This window comes from Streptomyces sp. ISL-98, from assembly GCF_018614055.1.
Taxonomy (GTDB): domain Bacteria; phylum Actinomycetota; class Actinomycetes; order Streptomycetales; family Streptomycetaceae; genus Streptomyces; species Streptomyces spiramyceticus.
This window is the reverse complement of the sequence record NZ_JAGGPB010000099.1, coordinates 1-22,384: the sequence shown is the minus strand read 5'-3', so window position 1 is coordinate 22,384 and position 22,384 is coordinate 1. Positions and strand designations below refer to the sequence as shown.

The 22,384-nt window shown below is 69.4% G+C and carries 17 protein-coding genes and 3 pseudogenes; 12 read left to right on the top strand and 8 right to left on the bottom strand.

Going from position 1 to position 22,384, the window contains the following annotated elements:
- Positions 1-1,093 precede the first annotated feature (1,093 nt).
- The 4 genes and pseudogenes from J7I98_RS41965 (at position 1,094) to J7I98_RS39165 (ending at position 2,880) form a co-directional block, all read left to right on the top strand.
- Positions 1,094-1,286: pseudogene (locus J7I98_RS41965) on the top strand (hypothetical protein).
- A complete protein-coding gene (locus tag J7I98_RS39175; RefSeq protein ID WP_214929834.1) occupies positions 1,270-1,797 on the top strand; it encodes a DUF6879 family protein in 528 nt (175 codons plus the stop codon). Before J7I98_RS41965 ends, J7I98_RS39175 begins: the two are co-directional and overlap by 17 nt.
- Positions 1,794-2,627, top strand: a complete 834-nt coding sequence (locus tag J7I98_RS39170; RefSeq protein ID WP_214929833.1) for a helix-turn-helix transcriptional regulator — start codon at positions 1,794-1,796, stop codon at positions 2,625-2,627. Before J7I98_RS39175 ends, J7I98_RS39170 begins: the two co-directional genes overlap by 4 nt.
- A gap of 67 nt (positions 2,628-2,694) precedes the next feature.
- Entirely contained in the window at positions 2,695-2,880 is a 186-nt protein-coding gene (locus J7I98_RS39165) for a hypothetical protein (RefSeq protein WP_214929832.1), read from the top strand.
- A 264-nt stretch (positions 2,881-3,144) separates the two neighbouring features.
- Here the strand turns inward: J7I98_RS39165 and J7I98_RS42450 are convergent.
- From J7I98_RS42450 to J7I98_RS39150, 3 genes and pseudogenes are all read right to left on the bottom strand, one after another.
- A pseudogene (locus J7I98_RS42450) lies at positions 3,145-3,324 on the bottom strand (GntR family transcriptional regulator); the annotation flags it as partial.
- An 18-nt stretch (positions 3,325-3,342) separates the two neighbouring features.
- Positions 3,343-4,557, bottom strand: a complete 1,215-nt coding sequence (locus J7I98_RS39155; protein ID WP_214929831.1) for an NAD(P)/FAD-dependent oxidoreductase — start codon at positions 4,555-4,557, stop codon at positions 3,343-3,345.
- Positions 4,554-4,931 (bottom strand): bifunctional 3-phenylpropionate/cinnamic acid dioxygenase ferredoxin subunit, encoded by a 378-nt coding sequence (locus J7I98_RS39150; RefSeq protein ID WP_214929830.1) that lies wholly within the window; start codon positions 4,929-4,931, stop codon positions 4,554-4,556. Before J7I98_RS39150 ends, J7I98_RS39155 begins: the two co-directional genes overlap by 4 nt.
- A gap of 152 nt (positions 4,932-5,083) precedes the next feature.
- Between J7I98_RS39150 and J7I98_RS39145 the strand changes: the two genes are divergently transcribed.
- The 5 genes from J7I98_RS39145 (at position 5,084) to J7I98_RS39125 (ending at position 12,122) form a co-directional block, all read left to right on the top strand.
- On the top strand, positions 5,084-5,893 hold the full coding sequence (locus tag J7I98_RS39145; RefSeq protein ID WP_214929829.1) for an IclR family transcriptional regulator: 810 nt from the start codon (positions 5,084-5,086) through the stop codon (positions 5,891-5,893).
- A gap of 298 nt (positions 5,894-6,191) precedes the next feature.
- Positions 6,192-7,277 (top strand): S-(hydroxymethyl)mycothiol dehydrogenase, encoded by a 1,086-nt coding sequence (locus J7I98_RS39140; protein WP_214929828.1) that lies wholly within the window; start codon positions 6,192-6,194, stop codon positions 7,275-7,277.
- Positions 7,277-9,709, top strand: a complete 2,433-nt coding sequence (locus J7I98_RS39135) for an FAD-dependent oxidoreductase (protein ID WP_214929827.1) — start codon at positions 7,277-7,279, stop codon at positions 9,707-9,709. The genes J7I98_RS39140 and J7I98_RS39135 overlap by 1 nt, the downstream gene beginning before the upstream one ends.
- A gap of 15 nt (positions 9,710-9,724) precedes the next feature.
- Positions 9,725-10,885, top strand: coding sequence for an N-methyl-L-tryptophan oxidase (gene solA / locus J7I98_RS39130; RefSeq protein ID WP_214929826.1), 1,161 nt, complete (start codon positions 9,725-9,727; stop codon positions 10,883-10,885).
- A 19-nt stretch (positions 10,886-10,904) separates the two neighbouring features.
- Positions 10,905-12,122 carry an aromatic ring-hydroxylating dioxygenase subunit alpha gene (locus tag J7I98_RS39125; RefSeq protein ID WP_214929825.1) on the top strand — a complete coding sequence of 406 codons (1,218 nt, stop codon included), beginning with the start codon at positions 10,905-10,907 and terminating at the stop codon, positions 12,120-12,122.
- Here J7I98_RS39125 and J7I98_RS39120 read toward each other — a convergent pair.
- Genes J7I98_RS39120 through J7I98_RS39105 form a run of 4 tightly spaced genes read right to left on the bottom strand, consistent with a single transcriptional unit; the run spans position 12,053 to position 18,251 of the window.
- Positions 12,053-13,120: a serine protease gene (locus J7I98_RS39120; protein ID WP_214929824.1), complete on the bottom strand. Its 1,068-nt coding sequence runs from the start codon at positions 13,118-13,120 to the stop codon at positions 12,053-12,055. The two genes, J7I98_RS39125 and J7I98_RS39120, sit on opposite strands and share 70 nt — an antisense overlap.
- Positions 13,121-13,157: 37 nt before the next feature.
- Positions 13,158-14,282, bottom strand: coding sequence for a trypsin-like peptidase domain-containing protein (locus tag J7I98_RS39115; RefSeq protein ID WP_214929823.1), 1,125 nt, complete (start codon positions 14,280-14,282; stop codon positions 13,158-13,160).
- Positions 14,279-17,155, bottom strand: coding sequence for an ATP-binding protein (locus J7I98_RS39110; RefSeq protein WP_308378107.1), 2,877 nt, complete (start codon positions 17,153-17,155; stop codon positions 14,279-14,281). Before J7I98_RS39110 ends, J7I98_RS39115 begins: the two co-directional genes overlap by 4 nt.
- Entirely contained in the window at positions 17,136-18,251 is a 1,116-nt protein-coding gene (locus J7I98_RS39105; RefSeq protein WP_214929822.1) for a hypothetical protein, read from the bottom strand. Before J7I98_RS39105 ends, J7I98_RS39110 begins: the two co-directional genes overlap by 20 nt.
- Before the next feature lie 167 nt (positions 18,252-18,418).
- On the opposite strand from J7I98_RS39105, the gene J7I98_RS39100 reads away from it, so the two are divergent.
- Positions 18,419-19,270 (top strand): caspase family protein, encoded by an 852-nt coding sequence (locus J7I98_RS39100; RefSeq protein WP_214929821.1) that lies wholly within the window; start codon positions 18,419-18,421, stop codon positions 19,268-19,270.
- Positions 19,271-19,302: 32 nt separating this feature from the next.
- On the opposite strand, the gene J7I98_RS39095 is transcribed toward J7I98_RS39100, so the two are convergent.
- Positions 19,303-20,463, bottom strand: coding sequence for a magnesium and cobalt transport protein CorA (locus J7I98_RS39095; RefSeq protein WP_214929820.1), 1,161 nt, complete (start codon positions 20,461-20,463; stop codon positions 19,303-19,305).
- A 130-nt stretch (positions 20,464-20,593) separates the two neighbouring features.
- Between J7I98_RS39095 and J7I98_RS39090 the strand changes: the two genes are divergently transcribed.
- Together J7I98_RS39090 and J7I98_RS39085 are read left to right on the top strand one after the other, a co-directional pair.
- On the top strand, positions 20,594-21,715 hold the full coding sequence (locus tag J7I98_RS39090) for a winged helix DNA-binding domain-containing protein (protein ID WP_214929819.1): 1,122 nt from the start codon (positions 20,594-20,596) through the stop codon (positions 21,713-21,715).
- A 215-nt stretch (positions 21,716-21,930) separates the two neighbouring features.
- Positions 21,931-22,384 (top strand): annotated as a pseudogene (locus tag J7I98_RS39085) (RNA-guided endonuclease TnpB family protein); the annotation flags it as partial.

The following is a 22,384-nucleotide window of genomic DNA, read 5'->3' as shown; positions in this document are numbered from 1 at the left end:
ATCACTTGCGGGACAACCTTTAATGTCGCCCGACGATCTTCCCCAGCGCGCTAACGGGTATGCAAGCGTCACCCATACAGGATGACGATTCGATCGTCCGCTCGATGAACTCTGGTCATGCTCGCTCGGGACGGAAGGGGCGCAGTGTAGGCGCGCACCCTAGTAGGACCGGCTAGTCACAGGGCCGAACACGGCGGTAGTGACGGTTCGATTCCGCCTGCCCTACACATCGCCCAAAACTTCGGCCAGCTCTGCCGTCTTGTCGGCTAGGGCTTTGAGTTGGAAATTCGTCGCGGGCGCGTTAAACGCTAGTTGGCCAATGAGGGAGTTGTTCGAGGTGTTGAGCACCCGGTTAAGCGAGTCACCGACTTGGCTACTGCCAGTTCCATCTACACCTTGGGCATGGGATGGAACAGCTAGGACTCCGAAGAGAGCCACGGTTCCGAGGGCGACAACAGAGATACGACGCATGTGGACTCGCTTTCCGTTCAAGGCAGTTGGGTGTTGATCCATGCTGCTCCGCCTCAGAACTACCCCATCCAACGATCGTCCGTGCCCTCCGTCACCCATACGTGGTGGAGGAAACGATCCCCCACCCCTCGGGAAGTGATCCCCCATGCCCCGAAAGCCCCGCCCCCCTTGCTCGGTACCCGGATGCCCCGAACTCACCACGGGCGGACGCTGCCCCGTGCATGAGCGTGAGGCGGAGCTACAGCGAGGGACGACTACAGCCAAGGGATACGGGACCAGGTGGCAGCGCATCCGTAAGCGCTACCTGTACGCACATCCGTGGTGCCTGCTGTGCAGCGCAACCGCGACAGTCGCAGACCATTTCCCTCGCACTCGCATCGATTTCTACTGCGGTATCGAGCTGTTTGGCGGCAAGGCTGCCGCACGGCCTACCGGAGTACTGAAGGGCTGACCACATCACAGAGCCCCCGTGCTCGTCACCCTCACCAGGGCGACGGGTGCGGGGGCTTCCTGCTGTGTGCGAAGCGATTTCCCGTTCCGGAAAGCACCGGCTCTTGCCCTGGGCGTGTCCGGCCCGGAAGGATCGCGAGGCAGACCAGAGACCACGGGAAGGGGAACGCTCGTGAAGGTGACCATGTTGGCGACGACGTGTGACAAGAAGGACTGCCCCACCATCTACAAGACCGACCGGGGCACAGTCCTGGTGCAGGGCGAGACACCCGCCGATCACGGTCTGGACATTCCCGCACACGAAAACTCTGGTAGAGATCCCGATGGATCTGATCGTGAAGGCATTTGGTGATCAGCTTGGCTAGGTCTCTCGGGGACCTGTTCGACACGTTCGAGCGCGAAGCATTCCGGCTGGAAACTCTGGACGACTACAGCCGCTCGGGTAGTACGGACGCCTACCGCGCATTCGTGGAAGGCCAGGACAAGCCCGGCGACTACAACGCCGACTGGTTGGCAGAGGTCCGGGACTACGTCGACTCGGGGCGGCGCATGTACCGGGTCCATGTACTGACCCGGCCCCTGACCCCGTATCTCCGGTTCGAGCTGGGGTGGGGGTACGTCACCAATGTCACGGCCGGTGAAGAGTTCTTCATCCTGGACGTAACCGATCGGCCAAACCCGCTGCCGGACAGCGCTGGTGACTTCTGGTTGTTCGACTCAGCCACACCAGTACCCATGCACTACACCCCGGACGGCAAGTTCCTCCGGGCCGACGTACTGCCGGACGCCCAGGCCGCCGAGTTCATTGGCTACCGGGACACCGCCCTTGCCCACGCCGTACCGTTCGCGGACTGGTGGGCGAAGCACGGAGAGTGAACCGCTCGGAGTTGGGGGCAGCGCTGCGGGCACTGCGAGACGCTTCCGGCAAGGAAGCCAAAGCGGTGGCCCGTGGCGCTGTCATGTCCGCAAGCAAGCTCAGCAAGATCGAGACTGGCAAGCTCAGTCCGCACGCCGACGACGTGGAACGCATCCTTACTGCCATCGGCGTATCGGATGACGTGAAGTCCGAATACATGGATGCCGCCCGTGCTGTCGCGACTGAGGCGACGGCATGGCGACTGATCCAGCGCGCGGGGCTTCACAAGGCACAGCGGCAGCTCAAGGCCGTGGATGCCCGAATGAACCTCCTGCGTCTCTTTCAACCCGCGCTCGTGCCGGGCTTGCTCCAGACGCCCGAGTACATGCGAGCCATCCTGTCCCGGCACGACGACCTGAGCGCGGAGACCGTACGAGCAACGGTGAGCGCGCGTCTCGAACGCCAAGCTGTGCTGTACGACGAGAGTAAGCGGCTGCGCTTTGTCGTCACAGAACCGGTGTTGCGGTGGCTGATCGTGCCACCGCTGGTCATGGCCGGGCAGTTGGACCGGCTCATCAGTCTGTCTCGGCTGCCGCACCTAGACGTGCGGGTCGTGCCCTTGAGCGGGCGGCAGCACGACATACCGAATCACGCCTTCGTCATCCGGGACGACCGTGCAGTGACAGTGGAGACCGTGCACGCTGAAGTGATCGTCACAGACCCGCGCGACGTAGCCCTGTGCGTGGCCAAGTTCGACGGATTCGCCGCTACCGCCCTGCACGGCGACCCCATGCGGACCCTCCTGGAGAGCATCCGGGACGACTTGTTGCAGCAACGGGAAACGCCCTAGCGGCAGTTGCACCGAGCGGACGAGCATCGCGTCAGACGACATTCCGCACGGAGGGACGACGGCGCGCATGGCGACCAAGACCGAGACAGACGCAAGCCAATGGGAATACACCACTTTCGCCCCGAAGGGTGAGACGTGCCCGGCGTGCATGAAGCCGATCGGATCTCTTGATCGTGTTCGGCGGGGCGAGACGGAACGCACGTCGGGCGTGCCGATCGTGGTCTATCGGCACGCCGACAAGTGCCCGAAGTGAGCACGGGCAAGGCCGACGAACGGCCCATGATGACGATCCGGGTATCGCGGGACAGCGGACGGACATACGGCCCGGCGCAAGCCGTGCGCAGCTCGGATGGCCTGAGCCCACTGGGCACTTCCACGTGGCCCCCATGCTGCTGTGATCGGTGCGGTACGGGCCACAGACAGTAGGACCCCGGCCCGCTGAGCGAGGGCGAGCAAGACCGTTCAGTGTGTCGGCCCAGCCCCGTTCGTGTGCTGCCCCCGTGGCATACGGGCGGGGCTACTCGTCGTCCTGGTGCTCGTCCTCGGCGCTGCGGTCACGGACATACGTCCCTCGCTGCGGCACGGTGTAGACGTAGCCGAGTTCCCGCAAATGACGCACCGCCCGCCGGGCAGTATCCCGAGCTACGCCCCACCGCTGGATAACAGCGGACTCCGAAGGGATCGGGCGGTCCACCGCGAGCGTGCCCGACTCGCGTCAGACCGCAGCCGCAGCCGCAGCCGCCGCACGCGTCCGGCGCCCGCGCGCCAGTTGCCGCCGCAGGTGCATGAAGGGGCGCGGGCGGTTCAGGGCGAGCGCGCCGACGGTGATGCCTTCGCGCTCGTAGACGGCGAGGAAGCTCCCTTCGTCGGCGGACCCTTCGGTGATTCGCACCGTGCAGCACGGCAGCCGCCGGCCTGCGAACTGGATACGTACGCCGTACTGGTCGGACCAGAAGTACGGCAGCGGCCGGGCCGACTCCACGGTGCGCCCGGCCAGAAGGTTGCGTACGGCCGCGGCGGGTTGCTCGGTGGCGTTCGTCCAGTGCTCGGCGCGGCTGCCGCCCACCCTCGCCACATCACCCACCGCGACCACCTGCGGCAGCGTGGTCACACCGCCGTCGTCGCACAGCACCCCGTCACGGACGGCGAGCGCGGAGCCTTCCAGCCAACGGGTGCCGGGTACGGCGCCGATGCCCACGACGACCACATCGGCGGGCAGCAGCCGCCCGTCGTCGAGGAGTACGCCGGTCACCGCGTCGGTGCCGCGCAGGGCCGTGACCCCTGTGCCGGTGACGAGCTCCACGCCGTGGTCGGCGTGCAGGGCGGCGCAGATGGTGGCCATGGCATCGCCGAGCTGGGGTAGGAGCGGAAGCGGAGCGGCCTCCACCACGGTCACGTGATGGCCGAGCGCGACGCAGGAGGAGGCGACTTCGGACCCGATGAACCCACCTCCGACGACCACGACCTGGACCGGCTGCCCGGTCGTCAGTTCGGCGCGCAGCGCCCGCGCGTCGTCGAGCGTGCGGAGGGTGTGTACGCCGCGCAAGGCGGCACCTCCGGCCGTGCCGGGTGTGGCGGCCGTGCCCGGCAGGCGGCGCGGGGTGGCTCCGGTGGCGATGACCACGCCGTCGGCCGAGACTGTACGGCCGCTGTCGAGACGTATGGTGCGGCCTCTGGTGTCGAGTCCCTGGGCGCGGACGCCGAGCAGCCATTCGGCGTCGAGTTCCGATTCCTCCTCGGCGTCGGACAGGGCGAGTTGGTCCTCGGCCATTGCTCCGGTGAGGAACTCCTTGGACAGCGGCGGGCGGTCGTACGGCCGGTGGATCTCATCACCGATGATCACCAGCCTGCCGTCGTATCCCTGCGCGCGCAGTGCCCGTGCGGCGTACAGCCCGGCGAGCGAGGCTCCCACGACGGCGACGGTCCTCATGCGGAGACGCCTTCACCGACGGCTCGGGCGGTTGCGACAGCCGCCGCAGTTCCGGCGGCCCCGGCGGCGCCGACGGCCACCTCGACATGGACGAAGCCGCTGTCGTCGACGGAGACCCGGTGGGTCCGGACGGGGCGGCGCGCGGGCAGGCATGTCGGCTGCCCCGTGCGGAGGTCGAACATGGCGGCGTGGAGCGGACACTCCACCAGGCAGCCCTCCAGCCAGCCCTCGGAGAGGGAAGCATCCTGGTGGGAGCACGTGTCGTCGATCGCGTAGAGCGCCTCCTCGGTGCGGAACACCGCGATCGGCGGCTCGGTGGGGAGACGGACGGATTCGCCTTCGGGCAGGTCGTCGAGGTGGCAGACGGGAATCACCAGAGCCCCCTAGGTTCGCTCTTCGGTAACATGATGTTCCATATGGCGCACCGACACGCGTGATGCGCAACAGAATCCGGATCGGGAGCCGCTGCGTCAAGGGCCCCATGGATGTCGGCCGGAATCGGCCGCCAGGCGGTGAGAACGGAAACATGGCGAGCAAGGGCAATGCGGAGGAGCCGGACGCGACGAAGCGGTCCAAAGGGGGAGCGGGTTCCGTGCAGTCGGTGGACCGCGCGGTGAGTGTGCTGGAGATCCTGGCCAGGCTCGGCGAGGCCGGGGTCACGGAGATCGCGGACGAGCTGGACGTACACAAGTCGACGGCGTTCCGGCTGCTCGGAGTGCTGGAGAACCGCGGCCTGGTGGGGCAGGCGAAGGACCGCGGCAAGTACTACCTGGGCGCCGGGGTGCTGCGGCTGGCGGGCGCGGCGGCCGGGCGGCTCGACATCTCGCAGGAGAGTGCGCCCGTCGTCCGTGAACTCGCCGACGAGGCGGGCGAGACGGTCAACATCGCCGTCCTCGACGACGACGCGGCGGTCAATGTGATGCAGGCGCGCGGCGCGGCTTCCGTCACCGCGCAGAACTGGCTCGGCCGGCGTACGCCGCTGCACGCGACCTCCAGCGGGAAGGTGCTGCTCGCGGGTCTGCCGACGGCGGTGCAGGAGATTTTCCTGGCACGCAGGCTGGCGAGATTCACGGAACGGACGGTGACCTCCGGGGCCGAACTGCGGGAGCAGCTCGCGGAGATCTCCACGCAGGGGTACGCAGTGGTGGCCGAGGAGATGGAAGTCGGGCTGAGCGCGGTCGCGGCGGCTGTGCGGGCGCACGACGGGCAGGTCATCGGTGCGGTGAGTGTGTCGGGTCCGGTGTACCGGATGGGGGACGCGCGGCTGGTGGAACTGGCGAAGCTGGCGGTCGACGCGGCGGACGAGCTCTCTTACCGGATGGGGTACCGCGTCTGACGCGTGGCGGTGCCTGCGGCGCTGTTTCCCCTAGCCGCCCCTCGCCGCTATGACATTTTGCGGCTGCCGCCGCGTGGTGGGGGCAAGCCCCCAGACCTCCGGACGCCCTTCTGGGGGTCCCCCACGCCCGCAGGGCGTAGGGGGAGTGTCCTCAACGCCGGACGGGCTGAATCTTCAGCCCGTCCGGCGTTTTGCCGACCGTCCCCTCCGCCCTCTTGACGCGTCCCTCACGCCGTTCCCACTATGTCTCTCATCGCGCAACCAGTCGTGCAATGCGCAACAAGAGAGGAGCGCGATCGTGCCATACGAGGTACGTGCGGTTGTCGCCGTCAAGAGGGGCGCACCCGTCGAGGTACAGACGATCACCGTCCCCGATCCCGGAGCGGGTGAGGTGCTGGTCGGCGTCCAGGCCTGCGGGGTCTGCCACACCGACCTGCACTACCGGGAGGGTGCGATCAACGACGACTTTCCGTTTCTGCTCGGGCACGAGGCCGCCGGCATCGTCGAAGCCGTGGGGGACGGCGTCGACGAACTCGCCCCCGGCGACTACGTCGTCATCGCCTGGCGTGCACCCTGCGGCGACTGCCGCTCCTGCCGCCGCGGCCGCCCCTGGTACTGCTTCGACAGCCGCAACGCCGCACAGCCCATGACCCTCCTCGACGGCACCCCGCTCGCCCCCGCCCTCGGCATCGGCGCCTTCGCCGAGAAGACCCTGGTCGCCGCCGGCCAGGCCGTGAAGGTCAGCCCGGCCGCCCGCCCCGAGGCCGCCGGTCTCATCGGCTGCGGCGTCATGGCCGGTTACGGGGCGGCCGTCAACACCGGCAACGTCGGCCGGGGCGACACCGTGGCCGTCATCGGCTGCGGGGGCGTCGGCAACGCCGCCGTCGCCGGAGCCTCGCTCGCCGGTGCCCGCCGCGTCATCGCCGTCGACATCGACGACGCCAAGCTCGACGGAGCCACCCGTTTCGGCGCGACCCACACCGTCAACTCCCGTGGCACGGACGCGATCGAAGCCGTCCGCGGCCTCACCGGCGGATTCGGCGTCGACGTCGCGATCGACGCGGTGGGGAGCCCCGAGACGTACCGCCAGGCCTTCTACATGCGCGATCACGCCGGGATCCTCGTCCAGGTCGGCGTGCCGGACCCGCAGATGCGGCTCGACATCCCGCTGATCGACCTCTTCTCGCGCGGCGGCGCCCTCAAGTCGTCCTGGTACGGCGACTGCCTGCCCAGCAGAGATTTCCCGATCCTCATCGACCAGTACCTCAGCCGCAAGCTCGACCTCGGCGCCTTCGTCAGCGAGACGATCACCCTGGACCAGGTCGAGGAGGCCTTCGCCACGATGCAACGCGGCGAGGTGCTCCGCTCGGTGGTGGTGCTCTGATGGCGATACGAGGAGACCGGGGCGCCGTACCCCGAGTGGTGATCGTCGGCGCCGGCATCGTCGGCTGCTGCCTCGCCGACGAACTCACCGCCCGTGGCTGGACCGACGTAACCGTCGTCGAACAGGGCCCGATGCCCGCCCCCGGCGGCTCCACCTCGCACGCGCCCGGCCTCGTCTTCCGTACCAACCCCTCCAAGACCCTGTCGGAGATGGCGAGTTACACCGTCGAGAAGTTCAGCTCGCTCCACGTCGACGGACAGCCCTGCTTCGACCCGGTCGGCGGCCTCGAACTCGCCACCACCCCCGCCCGCCTCGCCGACCTCCACCGCCGAGCCGGACTCGCCGCCTCCTGGGGCATCGAGGGCGAAGTCGTCAGCGCCGACGCGTGCCTGAAGCTGTGGCCGCTCCTCGACCGCGACCTGGTGCTCGGCGGATTCCACACCCCCGGCGACGGCCTCGCCCACGCGCTGCCCGCCGCGCGCGCCCAGCTGGAGCGGGCCACCGCGCGCGGCGCCCGCTGCGTCGACCGGACCACCGTCACCGGCATCGAGCAGCGGGGCGGCCGGGTCACCGGCGTCGTCACCGACCGGGGCACCTTCCCCGCCGACCACGTGGTGTCGGCGGCCGGCTTCTGGGGCCCGGTGATCGGCCGGATGGCGGGCATCGACGTACCGCTGCTGCCGCTCGCCCACCAGTACGCCAGGACGACACCGCTCGACACCCCGCGCGGTGGCGCCGGGCTGCCCATCCTCCGCCACCAGGACCGCGACCTGTACTTCCGCGAGCACGCCGACCGCATCGGCATCGGCTCGTACGCCCACCGCCCCCTGCCCGTCGACCCCTTCACCGTCCCGCGCTACGACGAAGCACCCGTCATGCCCTCCTCGTACCCCTTCACCGAGGACGACTTCGCCCCCAGCTGGGAAGACGCCACAGCCCTGCTGCCCCCGCTCGCGAAAACCCGTATCCACGAAGGCTTCAACGGGGTGTTCTCCTTCACCCCCGACGGCATGCCCGTCCTCGGCGAGGTCCGCCAACTGCGCGGGTTCTGGCTGGCCGAGGCCGTCTGGGTCACCCACTCCGCCGGAGTCGCCAAGGCCGTCGCCGAGTGGATGACCGAGGGCCGCCCGTCCGTCGACCTCCACGAGTGCGAGCTGACCCGCTTCGAGACCGCGCAGCGCTCACCGGCGTACGTCGAGGAGCGGGCGGCGCGGCAGTTCATCGAGGTGTACGACATCATCCATCCGCTCCAGCCACCGGAGCAGCCCCGCCCCCTGCGCGTCAGCCCCTTCTACGCACGCCAGATCGAGCTCGGCGCGCACTTCCTGGAGGGCGGCGGCTGGGAACGCCCGCACTGGTACGAGGCCAACGCCCCGCTCGCCGAGCCCCTCACCCTCCCCCCGCGCGACGACTGGTCCGCCCGCCACTGGTCGCCGATCGCCGCCGCCGAGGCGAAGGCGACCCGCGAGAAGGTCGCGCTGTACGACATGACACCGCTGCGGCGCCTCGAAGTCACCGGGCCCGGATCCCTCGAATTCCTGCAGCGGACGACCACCAACAACCTTGCGAAGAAGCCGGGTTCGGTCACCTACACCCTGCTGCTCGACGAAGCCGCGGGCATCCTCTCCGACCTCACCGTCGCCCGCCTCGAAGAGCACCGCTTCCAGATCGGCGCCAACTCACCGGCCGACCTCGACCGACTGCTCCGTCACGCCCCTGACGACATAGAGACACGCGACATCACCGCCGGCACCTGCTGCATCGGCGTCTGGGGCCCCCTCGCCCGCGACCTCGTCCAGCCGCTCACCCGCGACGACCTCTCCCACCAGGCCCTCGGCTACTTCAAGGCCACGCAGACGCACATCGGCCCTGTCCCGGTCACCGCCATGCGGCTGAGTTACGTCGGCGAGCTCGGCTGGGAGCTCTACACCACCGCCGACCTCGGACTCGCGCTCTGGGACACCCTCTGGGCGGCGGGGCAGCGGCACGGCGTGATCGCGGCGGGCCGCTCGGCGTTCAACAGCCTGCGCCTGGAGAAGGGTTACCGGGCGTGGGGCCACGACATGACCGCCGAACACACCCCGTACGAGTCGGGACTCGGCTTCGCCGTCCGCATGAACAAGGGCGACTTCACAGGACGGGAAGCCCTCGAAGCGCTCGGCGAGCCGACTCGTAGGCTCACCGCCCTCACCCTCGACGACCCGGCCGCCGTAGTACTCGGCAAGGAGCCGGTGTACGTCGATGGGCTCCCCTCCGGGTACGTCACCAGCGCCGGTTACGGCTACACCCTGGGCCGCTGCATCGCCTACGCCTGGCTGCCGCCACTGGAGCCCGGCACGCCCGTCCACATCGACTACTTCGGCGAGAAGACCGCCGCCACCGTTGCCCAAGAACCCCTCTTCGACCCTCGGATGACCCACATCCTCAAGTGAGCGAGGTTCCCTGAGATGTCACCCACGTACGACGTGATCGTCGTCGGCCTCGGCGGCATGGGCAGCGCCGCCGCGCACCATCTCGCCGCCAGGGGCGCCCGCGTCCTGGGCCTGGAGAAGTTCGGCCCCGTACACAACAAGGGCTCCAGCCACGGCGGTTCACGCATCACCCGGCAGTCGTACTTCGAGGACCCGGCGTACGTACCGCTCCTCCTGCGCTCGTACGAGCTCTACGAGCGGCTGGAACGCGACACCGGCCGCAGCATCGCCACCCTCTGCGGCGGCGTGATGGTCGGCCGCCCCGACTCCCGCACCGTCGCCGGCTCGCTGCTGTCCGCCCAGCAGTGGGACCTGCCCCACGAGATGCTCGACGCCCCCGAAATCCGCCGCCGCTTTCCCACCCTCACCCCGGGCGACGACGAGGTGGCGCTCTACGAGGCGCGGGCCGGGCTCGTCCGCCCCGAGAACACCGTCGCCGCGCACGTCCAGCTCGCCACCCAATGCGGCGCCGACCTGCACTTCACGGAGCCCATGACGCGCTGGGAGGCCCTCGAAGGCGGCAAGGGAGTCCGCGTGCACACAGCGGAGAACGCGTACACGGCCGGGCATCTCGTCATCTGCCCCGGCGCGTGGGCACCGCAGCTGCTCACCGACATCGGAGTGCCGTTCACCATCGAGCGGCAGGTCATGTACTGGTTCCAGCCGACCGGTGGCGTACGGCCGTTCCTCCCCGAGCACCACCCCATCTACATCTGGGAGGCGGCGGACGGAGTCCAGGTCTACGGCTTCCCCGCGATCGACGGACCGGAGAAGGGCGCCAAGGTGGCCTTCTTCCGCAAGGGGTCCGTCTGCACCCCGGAGACCATCGAGCGGACGGTGTACGACGACGAGGTGGCCGCAATGGCGGGTCAGATGTCCTGCCGTATCCCCGCCCTGCCCGGCACCTTCCTCAAGGCCGCCACCTGCATGTACTCCAACACGCCGGACGAGCACTTCGTGATCGCCCGCCACCCGGCGCACACCGACTCGGTCACCGTCGCCTGCGGATTCTCCGGGCACGGCTTCAAATTCGTGCCGGTCGTCGGCGAGATCGTCGCGGACCTGGCGCTCACCGGCACCACGGATCACCCCATCGGTCTGTTCGACCCCCGTCGGCCGGCCACCGCGCCCGTCTGAGCCGAGAGGCATGACCGCCATGACGACCAGCCCTGCCTCCACCACCCCCAGCCTGATCGCCACGCTTCCCGGGCACTTCTACACCGACCCCGGGATCTTCCGGCAGGAACAGGAGCGGATCTTCGAATCGCTCTGGTACTGCGCCGTGCGCGGCTCCGACCTCGACCGGCCCGGCGCCTACCGCACGGTGCAGGCGGGCCGGGAGAGCGTTCTGGTCACCCGTACCCGCACCGGTGAGCTCCGCGCCTTCCTCAACATCTGCCGCCACCGCGGCGCCAGGCTGTGCACGGAGCCCGCGGGCCAGGTCCGCCGCAGCCTCCAATGCCCGTACCACGCCTGGACGTACGACCTGGACGGCAGACTGATCGCCGCGCCCAACCTGGTGCAGATGCCCGACATCGACCGTACGGAATACGGCCTGGTGCGGGTGGCGCTGCGGGAGTGGCTCGGCTACGCCTGGATCTGTCTGGCCGACGAGCCGCCGTCCTTCGAGGAGACCGTGATCGGCGCGGCCGTGGAGCGGCTCGGCAGCGCCGAAGCGATCGGGCGGTACGAGACCGAGGGCCTGGCCCTGGGCCGCCGCATCAGCTACGACGTGGCGGCGAACTGGAAGCTGATCGTCGAGAACTTCATGGAGTGCTACCACTGCGCGACGATCCACCCCGAACTCACCGATGTACTCCCGGAGTTCGCGGACGGCCTGGCGGCGCAGTGCTACGTCGGACACGGCGCCGAATTCAGCAAGGAAGCGCAGGGCTTCACCGTCGACGGCAGCGCCGGCTTCGGACGCCTGCCCGGCGTCGACGACGACCAGGACCGCCGCTACTACGCCGTCACCGTCAAGCCGCAGGTCTTCGTGAACCTGGTGCCCGACCATGTGATCGTCCACCGCATGTTCCCCCTGGCCGTGGACCGCACGGTCGTCGAGTGCGACTGGCTGTACGCCCCCGGGGTCGTCGCATCGGGCGCAGACCTCGACAAGTCCGTGGAGCTCTTCCACCGGGTGAACACCCAGGACTTCGAGGCCTGCGAGCGGACCCAGCCGGCGATGGCGTCACGCGCGTACCGCAAGGGCGGGGTCCTCGTCCCGGCGGAACGCCACATCGGCGCCTTCCACAGCTGGGTGACCGGAAGGCTCAGTCACCCAGCGGCGGACGGGGGCGGCGGTCAGACGAAGTTGACCTCGGCGCGCAGCAGGAGCGGATCCTCCACGAACTCCCACAGTGGTACGGCGTAGTTGCCGAAGCCGTAGCGGCCGCCGTAGTGCAGACCGAGGACGCGGTGGTCGGTGAGGTCGAAGACCGGGGAACCGCTGTTGCCGCCCAGGGTCGAACAGTCGTGCTTCATGACGCTCTGCTCGCGGACGAGCTCCGTGGTCGTGCCGGGCTGGAGGCGCTTGACGTTGTAGATGTCCATGAAGATGCGGCGCATCGACTCCGGTTCATTGCGGCGGCCGTCCCACGCGGGATAGCCGATGCAGTACACCGGACGTCCCGGCAGATCGGTCGGCGCGTCCGCGGCCACGGCCACCGGCGTCGGCAGGGCGCCTCCGCCGTCGGCCGGGGAGACCCGCAGCAGAGCCATGTCGACCTCCTCGTGGATGCCGAGCACCTCGGTGATCGCATAGGCGGGGCCGCCGTCCCCGCCCGCCGCGCCGCCGTACTCCTCGGCCATGTCGATCCGGGCGCTCATGCCCTGCTGGTACGTCCAGCCGCTGCCGTCGCCGCGGGCGAACTCCACCGCGACGTGACGGTTCGTCATGACGACGTCGGAGCTGACGAGGAAGGCCGTGCCGACCCAGTCCAGGCTGGTGTGCCCGGTGACCTCGATCCGGCCGACGCGTGCGATCGAGTCACGGATCGCGGCCCGGTGGCCGTCGAGGACCGCCCAGTCGCCCGCCTGCGGGCTGAAGTCGCGGTTCTGGACGAGGATGGCGGGCCTGCCCTCCAGCAGGACGATGGCCTCCATGCCGAAGGACTCGTCGTCACTGATCTCGTCCGAGCGCCCCTCGGCGAGCTTCTCGAGGCCGGTCGCGCCCGCCGACAGAACACGGGCCCGTTCCAGCTCGGCGAAGTGGGATATCTGTCCGGCGGGCAGCTGGTCCGCGGGGAGAGCCTCCGACGATTCGGGGACTTCCCGCGACAGGCCGTCCCGTACCCGCTGGGCGACTTCCCGGAGGTCGGTGAAGACCTGCTCGGGACCGGTCGCCACCGGTGATCTGCTCCGGCTGCGCATAGGGCTCTCCTCGCTCTCCTCGGTCGCGTTGCGCTGCTCAGTCGCGTTGTGCCGCCTCGATCTCGGCATGGACGGCGGGGCTGTTGGCCGCCAGGTGCCGCATCACGGTGTCCATCTGCGTCCCGACGTTGACGAAGGCCGTGCTGCTGCCGTGAAAGGACACGTTCTCCACGCGCCGCGTCCCCCGGTGGAGCGCCACGACCTTCCAGTCGTCCGTGAAGACGGGCGAACCGGAGGATCCGCCGCGGGTGTCGGTGAAGTAGCGCACGTCGCGCTCGTCCGTTTCGTAGACGAGGTTGTTGCGCAGTGCGACGCGCTTCGGCTGCCCGCCGGGGTGCTGGATGATGTTGACGGCCACGTAGTCGCCCTTGGCGACCGCCAGGGAATTGCGCGAAAGCTTCAGTACGGGCTTGGAGGGTGCTGTGGCCAGCCGGAGGATCGCGTAGTCCAGTTCGGCGTCCGTGGCGACGAGTGCGCTGACGGTGGCCTCCTCCGTCTCCACGTCGTCGGTGTCGTAGTCGAACCGGGCGAGGGTGTGCTGTGCCTGGAGGCTCAGGTCCGCGGGTTCGGCCAGCGGGCGCCCGGCGCCGGTGCCCGCCCGGGCGTTGACCACATGGTGGTTGGTGACGAGCAGGTCGGGGGCGATGAGCCAGCCTGTGCCGGAGTGCGGGAAACCGTTCGGCTGGAGCGGAGCGCCCGTCTCGTACGGCGGGACCTTGATACGGGCGACCGCCGTCGCGGCGAGGTCGCCGCCCCGGAGGAAGCCGATGGGGACGGTGTCGTCACGGTGGACGATCTCTTCCTTGATCTCCGGGGCGGGCACCCCGGCCATGACATCCGGCTCGCCGCCCGCGTTTCTCGCCACGTCGTCCAGGGCGTGCTGGAAGACGGCGAGCGGCGCGGCCTCGGTGGTCTGGGCGACGGCGTTGCGCAGCCAGATCTCCAGCGGCACGGAGCCGTCCACCAGACGCTCCACCCGGTTCATCTCGTTGAGATCCGAGTGCACCTGCCGTACGGGGGCGGGCAGCAGCGGCAGCGTGCCCCGGTACCTGGGCATGATGCCGTCGAACAGCAGCGGCCTGACCATGGGGTCGGCGAGTCCGGTCTCCAGAGCGGCGTCCCGCACCTTCTGGATCTCCTCCGGCGACAGATACGCGGTCATGGCCCACCACCCGCCCCCGCGCGCATCGCGGCGGCCACCCCGGCCGCGATCTCGCCGCTCTCGTCGGGCACGGTCAGCAGCTGCCGTGCGAGTACGTCGAGGGTGCCCCGGTCGCGGGCGAGGCGGAGGATGTCGGTGATGCCGGAGGGCGAGCCGCCCGCCTGCTGCCGCTGCGGGCCGACGGCCTCGTCCAGCATCCCCATGAGGTCCCGGAGCAGCCCCGGCCGCTCGGACGAGGCGCGGGACATCGCCCCGCCGAGGATGTCCAGCGTCTCGTCCTCCTCCGGCAGCCCCACGACGTCCAGTGCGTGGTCGAGTGCCCCGGGGTCCTCCGCGTAGATCTGCGACGCCACGGCGCGTACGAGCGCGGGCTGGCCGGCGAGGACCGCGTCGGGCAACACCCGCAGCCGCATGGCGAGTTCCCGGTCGACCTGGGGGTCCGGGATCTCGGCCCCGGCGACCATCCGGGCACGGGCCAGCAGTGCGCCCATCGCTTCGAGATCGTGGCCGATGCCGACCGCGATGTCCTCCGCCAGGCGCAGGTCGGTGTCGGCGCTCACCAGGTCGTCGGCCTCCTCGGCGAGGCGGGCGGAGAGCAGCAGCAGTTCCAGTTGCCGCTCGGCGCACCCCGCCCTCTCGGCGGGCCCGATGGCGTTGGACACCGCCTTCCGGGCATCCTCGGGCCGCCCGAGCCGGCTCAGTGTCTCGGCCAGGAGGGCGTGCAGGGAGCTGCACGGTGTCCAGGGCCGGCGTTCCCCGAGCCGGGCGTACGCCGCCTGGGTGAAGCCCTGCGCGAGCAGGTCCTCGACCTCACGGGCGGCGATCCGCTCCCAGTCCTCCTGGTCGGCGCCCTCCATGACCCGGTCGGGGGCCCCTCCGCCGAGATTCGCGGTGAGCAGCGCCGCGGCCCTGGGGGCCATCTCCTGCTGCGCCCCGACCAGGAACCGCCCGACCCCGGGCAGCCAGCGCGCCTGTACCGAGCGCGGGTTCTCATTGAGCCGCAGCCGGTGGTAGATCTCCTCGGCGCGTGCCTCCAGGCCGTGCCGCGCGGCGTAGTACTCGACGGCGCGTCGTTCGACGGTGCGCATCACGTCGGTGCGGTCGCTTCCCGGCAGGCGCAGCATGATCGCGCGGACGTCGGCGCGATGCCGTACGGCGTCGGGGCCGGCCGGCTCCACCAGGTCGAGGCAGGACAGCTCGTCGAACAGGACGCGCGCGTGGTCCGTGGATTCCACCCGCAGACCGCAGGGTTCGGCGAGTACGTCCTTGATGATCTCGGGGGTGATGACCCGCAGCACCAGGCCGGGACGGGCGAGACGGCGTACGTCCTCGTTGGCGATGTGGCTGAGGATGCGGTCGTACAGGATGCCCTGGACGAGCATCTGGTCGACCCGGCGGAAGAAGTCGCGGCGCCGGGCGGGCAGGCTGCGGATCAGGTCCTCCATGCGGCCGGTTTCGCCTCCGGCGAGGGCCGCGGCCCGTGCGGCCAGTTTCAGACTGAGCGGGTGGCCGCCGACCCGGTCGGCCAGCGCCTGCGCCACCTCGGGATCCTCGACGCCGCAGGACATGAGGAGGCTGACGGCCGCCTGCGGATCGAGGTCGTGGAGCTCGATGTCCAGCGGTGTCATGGCCCGCGCGGGATGGTCGACGGGAGCGCGTCCGGAGACGATGACCCGCAGCCGTGGATAGACGTTCTGGAGCGCGACGCAGATCGCCCACATCCTGCCCAGCATCGGCGATCCGCGGTACTGGGCCGCCTCGAACGAGTCGATGACCAGCACGAACGGAGGGTCCTCACGGTCCGCCACCGCCACGGCCCGTACCAGGACATCGGCGACCCGCCGGATGAGGTCGGTCTCGCGTTCGGTGGCCATCAGCTGGAACTCCTGCGACGACGTACGCCCCAGAACCGCCCGCGTCGTCGCGAGCCGGTGCAGCTGCGTCACCCGCTCCTCGCCCTCCCGCTGGCTGCGGGCCGTCTGCTGGCACTCGTCCGCGAGCGTGTCCAGCTCGGCGCGGAACAAGGGGTACTGGATGCCGAGCTGGCGGGCGGCCTCGGCGATAAGGGTGACCGGCTCGTGGATGGAGAGCGTGGGCCGCTCGAAGTCGATGTAGGCGAAGGGGAATCCGGGGGTGCGGCCGGGGCTGGAGTCGAGGAGGAACTTGGCGAGCAGGGTGCTCTTGCCGATGCCGCCGGGCCCGTGGATCACCAGTGGGGGGACGGGGGCGTTGCGGGCGACACCGGTCCGGGGGCTTCCGACGTAGCCGCGCAGCTCGTCGAGCTCGCTGGTACGCCCCTCGAACGCTCCCTGTACGAGGTGTTCGAGTGGATGGAAGAGTCTGGCCCGCTCCAGGGTGCGCTGGATGTCCCCGACGTCCGGCAGACCGCTCATGCCGGGCACCAGTGAGAGCCACAGCACCGCCTGGAGAAGGTCGGCCAGATCGTCGGCGCTCGCCCGGTCCGTAATCTCCAGCGGCCAGCCGGACAGGTACGCCAGACAGACCTGTTCCGGTCCGGGCTCGTCAGGGAACTGCTCGACGTTGCTCTCCAGGGCGAGCCGCGCGGCCTCCGGACCGGCCAGTGCGCGCAATGCCGCGTCCCTGGCCTCCGCTTTGAGCGCCCATACGCACCGGTCCTTCCTGCCCACCGTCGAGCAGTCGTCCAGCAGTTCCAGGACCGCGCCACCGGTGGTGCGGTCCTCGCCGGGCAGCCGAAGCCGCACGGGGTCGAACCGGGTGAGCAGGCAGGCCGCTTCGCGATAGCCCCGGTGCGTTTTCGAGACGGGATGCGCGTGATCTCCGCCGGGCCGCCGCAGTTCCTGGCGCAGCCGGGCGGCGAAGACGTCCCGCGTTTCAGAGCGATCGGTAGACACGGATCGCCCCCTCCGCCGCCGTGCAGATCCTCCGCATATAGCTCTCGCCGCTGTCGCCCTCCGCCTGCGCGGCCTTGAGGACCTCTTCGACGGCCGCGTCCACGAATTCGGCGATCGAGGCCTCCTCGGGTTGTCCGGTGGGTGGGGATTCGTGGAAGTACTGGTCGAAGAAGCTGCGCAGATCGTCCGGTTCGGCGATACGGGCCGTGTCCCGGCTCAGACTTCCCCGCAGGTCGTAGGGGAGTTGGCGCATCGTCGGACCGTAACCGAGGAGCACGAGACGCGGTGCCTGGTCGCCCCGTACGGCGGCGTGCTCGTAGATGGCGAGGGCGAGCTGTCCGATGAAGTCCCAGACGTCGGAGCTGGGGTCGAGCCGGTCGCACTCGTCGAGCACCAGCCAGAAGGTGTCCTCGGCGGCCGTCGCCCGGCGGACCACCTGGTGCACGGCGTCGTCGAGTGACGGCAGTGGGTCGTTCAGCCCGGTGGGGTTCACGGAGGGGACGTCGGAGCGGGGGTCGGCGACGAATTCGGCCAGTCGCCTGACGACTTTGTCGGCGGTCGAGGTGCGCGACAGGGTGACGCGCGCCGGACGGAAGCCGCTGTGCTGCCCGATGTGGCGGATGAGGTTGTAGGTGTACGACCTGCCGCTGTCCGGATCGCCGTCGACGAGCAGCACGGACTTCTCGGGGTCATCGACGAACTGGCGGAGCGTTTCCCGGAGATTCTGGCGGTCTATGAAGACCTCCGTGCCGTTCTTGAGCACGCACGTACGGAAATTGTCCTGCGAGGCGTGGGCGCGGTAGTCCTCGCGCAGCCGGTCCCGGAACTCAAGGGCTTTCGCGACGTCGGGCAGGACGGACAGCCGGTCGACCGTTGCGACGGCATCGAGGAGTTCCTTCTGCCGCCGGATGTCCTTGCGCGATGCCTGTACGAGCGCGCGGGCGTTCTCGGAGCTGACGGCGGTCAGCCGCAGAGAGCCGATGAATTCTGCCGAGAACCCGTACTGGGAAAGCTGGTTGTGGGGGTCGACGGTGTCCAGCAGGTACTCCCGTACCCACATGGTGACGAGGTCCCATTCCGTTTCCGCCAAAGGCATATTTGTCATGGTTCCACCCACTTTGCGGTCCCGCAACGGCGCGGCGATGACCAGTCACTGTCAGTAGTGGACCTTTCAGGCGGTTGGCGCCGCCGACGGATTCGGCGGGCGCCCATCACGGAACGTATCCAGGCGATGTCCCCAGCCCAGGCGCGCGAGGAGCCCACATGGCCACCGGAATTTCCCTTCACATCGGACTCAACAAGGTCGACCCGGCGCAGTACGGCGGCTGGGACGGCGAGCTCGTCGCATGCGAGCAGGACGCCCACGACATGGCCCGGCTGGCCCGCGCGGCCGGGTTCGGCGATACGACCCTGCTCACGCCCGACGGCACCGTAGACAACGTCACCAAGGAGCTCCGCAAAGCGGCAAAGCGGCTGAAAAGCGGCGACATCATGCTGTTCACCTACTCGGGCCACGGCGGACAGGTACCGGACGCCGAGGGCTCCGACGACGAACGGGACGAATTCGACGAGACCCTCGTCCTCTTCGACCGCCAGTTCCTCGACGACGAACTGCACAGGGAATTCGGACGCTTCGCCGAAGGAGTCCGCATCGCGGCCCTCCTCGACTGCTGCCACAGCGGCAGTGGCATCGAAGTACGGGACGTCCTGACCCCCGAGGCCATGCAGGAGCAGTTCCAGACCCGCGACCCGGACGAGATCGAGAACGCCTCACGGCTCATGCCGGTCGCCAAGCAGGTCGAGATCTACCAGCGTGACCAGCAGTTCTTCCAGGAGATCCAGCGCGGACTCGGCGACAAGCAGGCCCGCAACGACGGAGTGAACGCACTGCTCATCTCCGCCTGCCAGGACAACCAGCTCGCCTCCGACGGCCCGGTCAACGGCGCCTTCACCGGCACGCTGCTGGACGTCTGGGACAACGGGGCCTTCCGCGGCGGCTACCGCGCGTTCCACCGCGACATCCTGGAACGCATGCCGGCCACGCAGAGCCCGAACTTCTACGTGACGGGCCGCCCGGACGACCGGTTCCTGGAGGAGCGGCCCTTCACGGTCTGAGAGCCCAATTCGGGAGGCCCCTCGGCCGCGCTTCAGAGCCAGTCGCGGCGCTTGAAGATGAAGTACAGGCTGACGCAGACCACGGCCATCAGGCCGATCGCGAAGGGATAGCCGAAGGCCCAGCTCAGCTCCGGCATGTCGTCGAAGTTCATGCCGTAGATCGTGCCGACCAGGGTCGGCGCGAAGAGGATCGCCGCCCACGCCGAGATCTTCTTGATCTCTTCGTTCTGCTCGAAGCCCGCCTCTGCCAGCGCCCGCATCTCCGCGTTCTGCTGCTGCGTGACCAGCGTGGCGTTGACCGTGAGGATGTCGGCCAGGGCCTGGCGGAAGCCGTCCACGCGCTCGCTGGTGTGCGTGACGTGGTCGGCGACGTCGCGCAGGTAGCGCTGGAGCTCCTCGTCCGTGCCGTACTTCGCGAAGCCCGCCATCAGGCCGTGCAGCATGCCGACCAGGGGGCGGGTGGCGCGCTGGAACTCGACCATTTCGCGGGCGAGTTCGTAGATACGGCGCGACACCTCGGGGTCGCCGCGGAAAACCTCGGTCTCGATCTCGTCGATGTCGTTCTGTACGCCCTCGACAACCGGAACGTACCCGTCGACGACGGCGTCGAGGATCGCGTACAGCACGGCCTCGGGCCCCAGCGCCAGCAGCTCCGGAGCCTCCTCCATGCGCTTGCGTACGCCGGAGAGGTCGGGCGCCGCTCCGTGGCGGACCGTGATGACGAAGTCCTGGCCCACGAAAATGTGCAGCTCGCCGAAGTCGACCTCTTCCGGGGCGTCGAGATAGCGGGCCGCGCGCAGCACGACGAAGAGCGTCTCGCCGTAACGTTCCAGCTTGGGGCGCTGGTGAGCCTCCAGGGCGTCCTCGACGGCCAGCGGATGGAGGTCGAATTCCGCGGCGAGGGAGTGGATTTCGTCCTCGGAAGGCCGCTGGAGGCCGATCCAGGCCATGCCGCCGCGGTACTCGCGCAGCTGACGGAACGTCTCGGCGAGGGAGGCGGGGGAGGACACGTGGCGGCCGTCGCGGTAGAGCGCGGCGTGGACGATGCTGCCGCCGTTGCGCTGTACGTCGCCGGGCGCGGCGGCCGGATCACCTGCCGGCGGCTCTGCGGGAGGGGCGGCCGGCGGCGGGGGCTGCCTGCGCCAGGAGTGCTTCTTCGGGGACAGCGCGGGACGGACTCGTCGCTCCGACATCACAGATCTCACCTCCCTGCGGGGCATCTGGCCAGGGGCAGGATATACGTCCCAATTGTCGTCGGCTCAGTCGGCTCAGTCGGCTTCTCGCGGACCGAAGCTGTCCGCGACGATCGGTAGCGTGCGGAACATGGCCTCGAAGACGAACCCGGCAGCCCCAGTGCTCAGCACTCGCACCCTGAACCGCGCCACCCTCGCGCGCCAGCTCCTGCTGCGGCGCACCGCGATGCCCGCCAAGGGCGCCGTCGAGCACCTCGTCGGCCTCCAGGCGCAGAACCCCAAGCCGCCGTACTACCAGCTCGCCGCCCGGCTCGACGGCTTCGACCCCGAGGAACTGTCCGGGCTGATGGCCTCCCGTGAGGTCGTACGCATCGTCACGCTCAGGTCGACCATTCACACCCACACCGCCGACGACGCGCTCACGCTGCGCCCGCTCGTCCAGGCCGCCCGCGACCGCGAGCTCACCACCTTCCGCAAGCAGCTGGCCGGAGTGGACCTCGACCGGCTCGCCCGGCTGTCCAGAGAGCTGGTCGAAGAGCGCCCGCGCACCCCGAAGGAACTCCGCGACGAACTCCTCAAGGAGTGGCCCGACGCCGACCCGCCTGCGCTCTCCGTTGCCGCCCGCTGCAAGCTGCCCTTGGTACAGGTCACGCCGCGCGGCCTGTGGGGCAGGAGCGGCCAGGTCGCGCTCACCACCGTCGAGAAGTGGGTCGGCCGCCCGTCGAAGCCCGTACCGGCGCCCGACGCCACCGTACTGCGCTACCTGGCCGCCTTCGGCCCCGCCTCGGTCAAGGACATGCAGACCTGGTGCGGGCTGACCCGGCTGAAGGACGCCTTCGAGCGGCTGAGGCCGCAGCTCCTCGTCTTCCAGGACGAGAACGGCGTCGAACTCGTCGACCTGCCCGACGCCCCCCGCCCGGACGAGGACACCCCGGGCCCGCCCCGCTTCCTCCCCGAGTACGACAACCTGCTCTTCTCCCACGCGGACCGGACACGGGTCGTCCCCGCCGAGTACCGGGGCCGCACGTGGAACAACAACCAGGGCTACAGCACCCTCCTGGTCGACGGCTTCCTCGCCGGCATCTGGCGACTGGACGAGACCAAGGACGCAGCCGTCGTCACCGTCGAACCCTTCGGCACGCTCACTCGCACGCAGCGCGCGGAGGTGACCGAGGAGGCGGAACGGCTGCTCGGCATGATGACCCCGGCCGCCGCCGGTCACGACGTACGATTCGGCGTCATCTCCGCCTAGCGCATGGGGGAGCCGGCGGATCCCGTCGATCTTCACCTGATTCCTCCGAGGATGCCCCGGCCTTCAGGCCGGGGAGGAATCGGACTCCTGCGGAGCAGGGCGGGGAAAGCCGGATCGCTGCCAGGGCGATCCGGCGTCCACCCTGAACCAGGGTGAGGCAACCCGCAACGATCAAGAGCTCTCAACTGTCAGTCCTGCCAGGTGGGTTGATGTTCATGGCGACAGGATCGATGACGGAGGATGCCGGGCACGCCCGGTGGACCTTTAGGCTTCGCGTGTCGTCGACCACGCTCGCCGCGCTGATGGCGGAGTGGGACCGGTGCCGGTGGATCTGGAACGAGTCCTGCGCGAAGTCGAAGCAGGCCCACCTGTGGAACAAGCACCGGTTGGAAGGCATCGAAAAGCGGACGTGCGGTCCGGCGCAGCTCGACAAGATGCTGACCGAAGCTCGCAGCAGTATGGGGTGGCTTCGAGAGGGCAGCAGTGTTCCGCAGCAGCAGTGCATCCGCGACTTCGGAAAGTCGAGGGCGAAGGCGCAGAAGGACGTCAAGGACCGGCTGCCCATGGCGCGGCGGGCCGGGATGCCGAAGTACAAGAGGAAGCGCGAAGCGCGGCCGTCGCTCAACTACACGAAGCGAGGTTTCCGTCTTCGGGACGGGAAGCTGCACC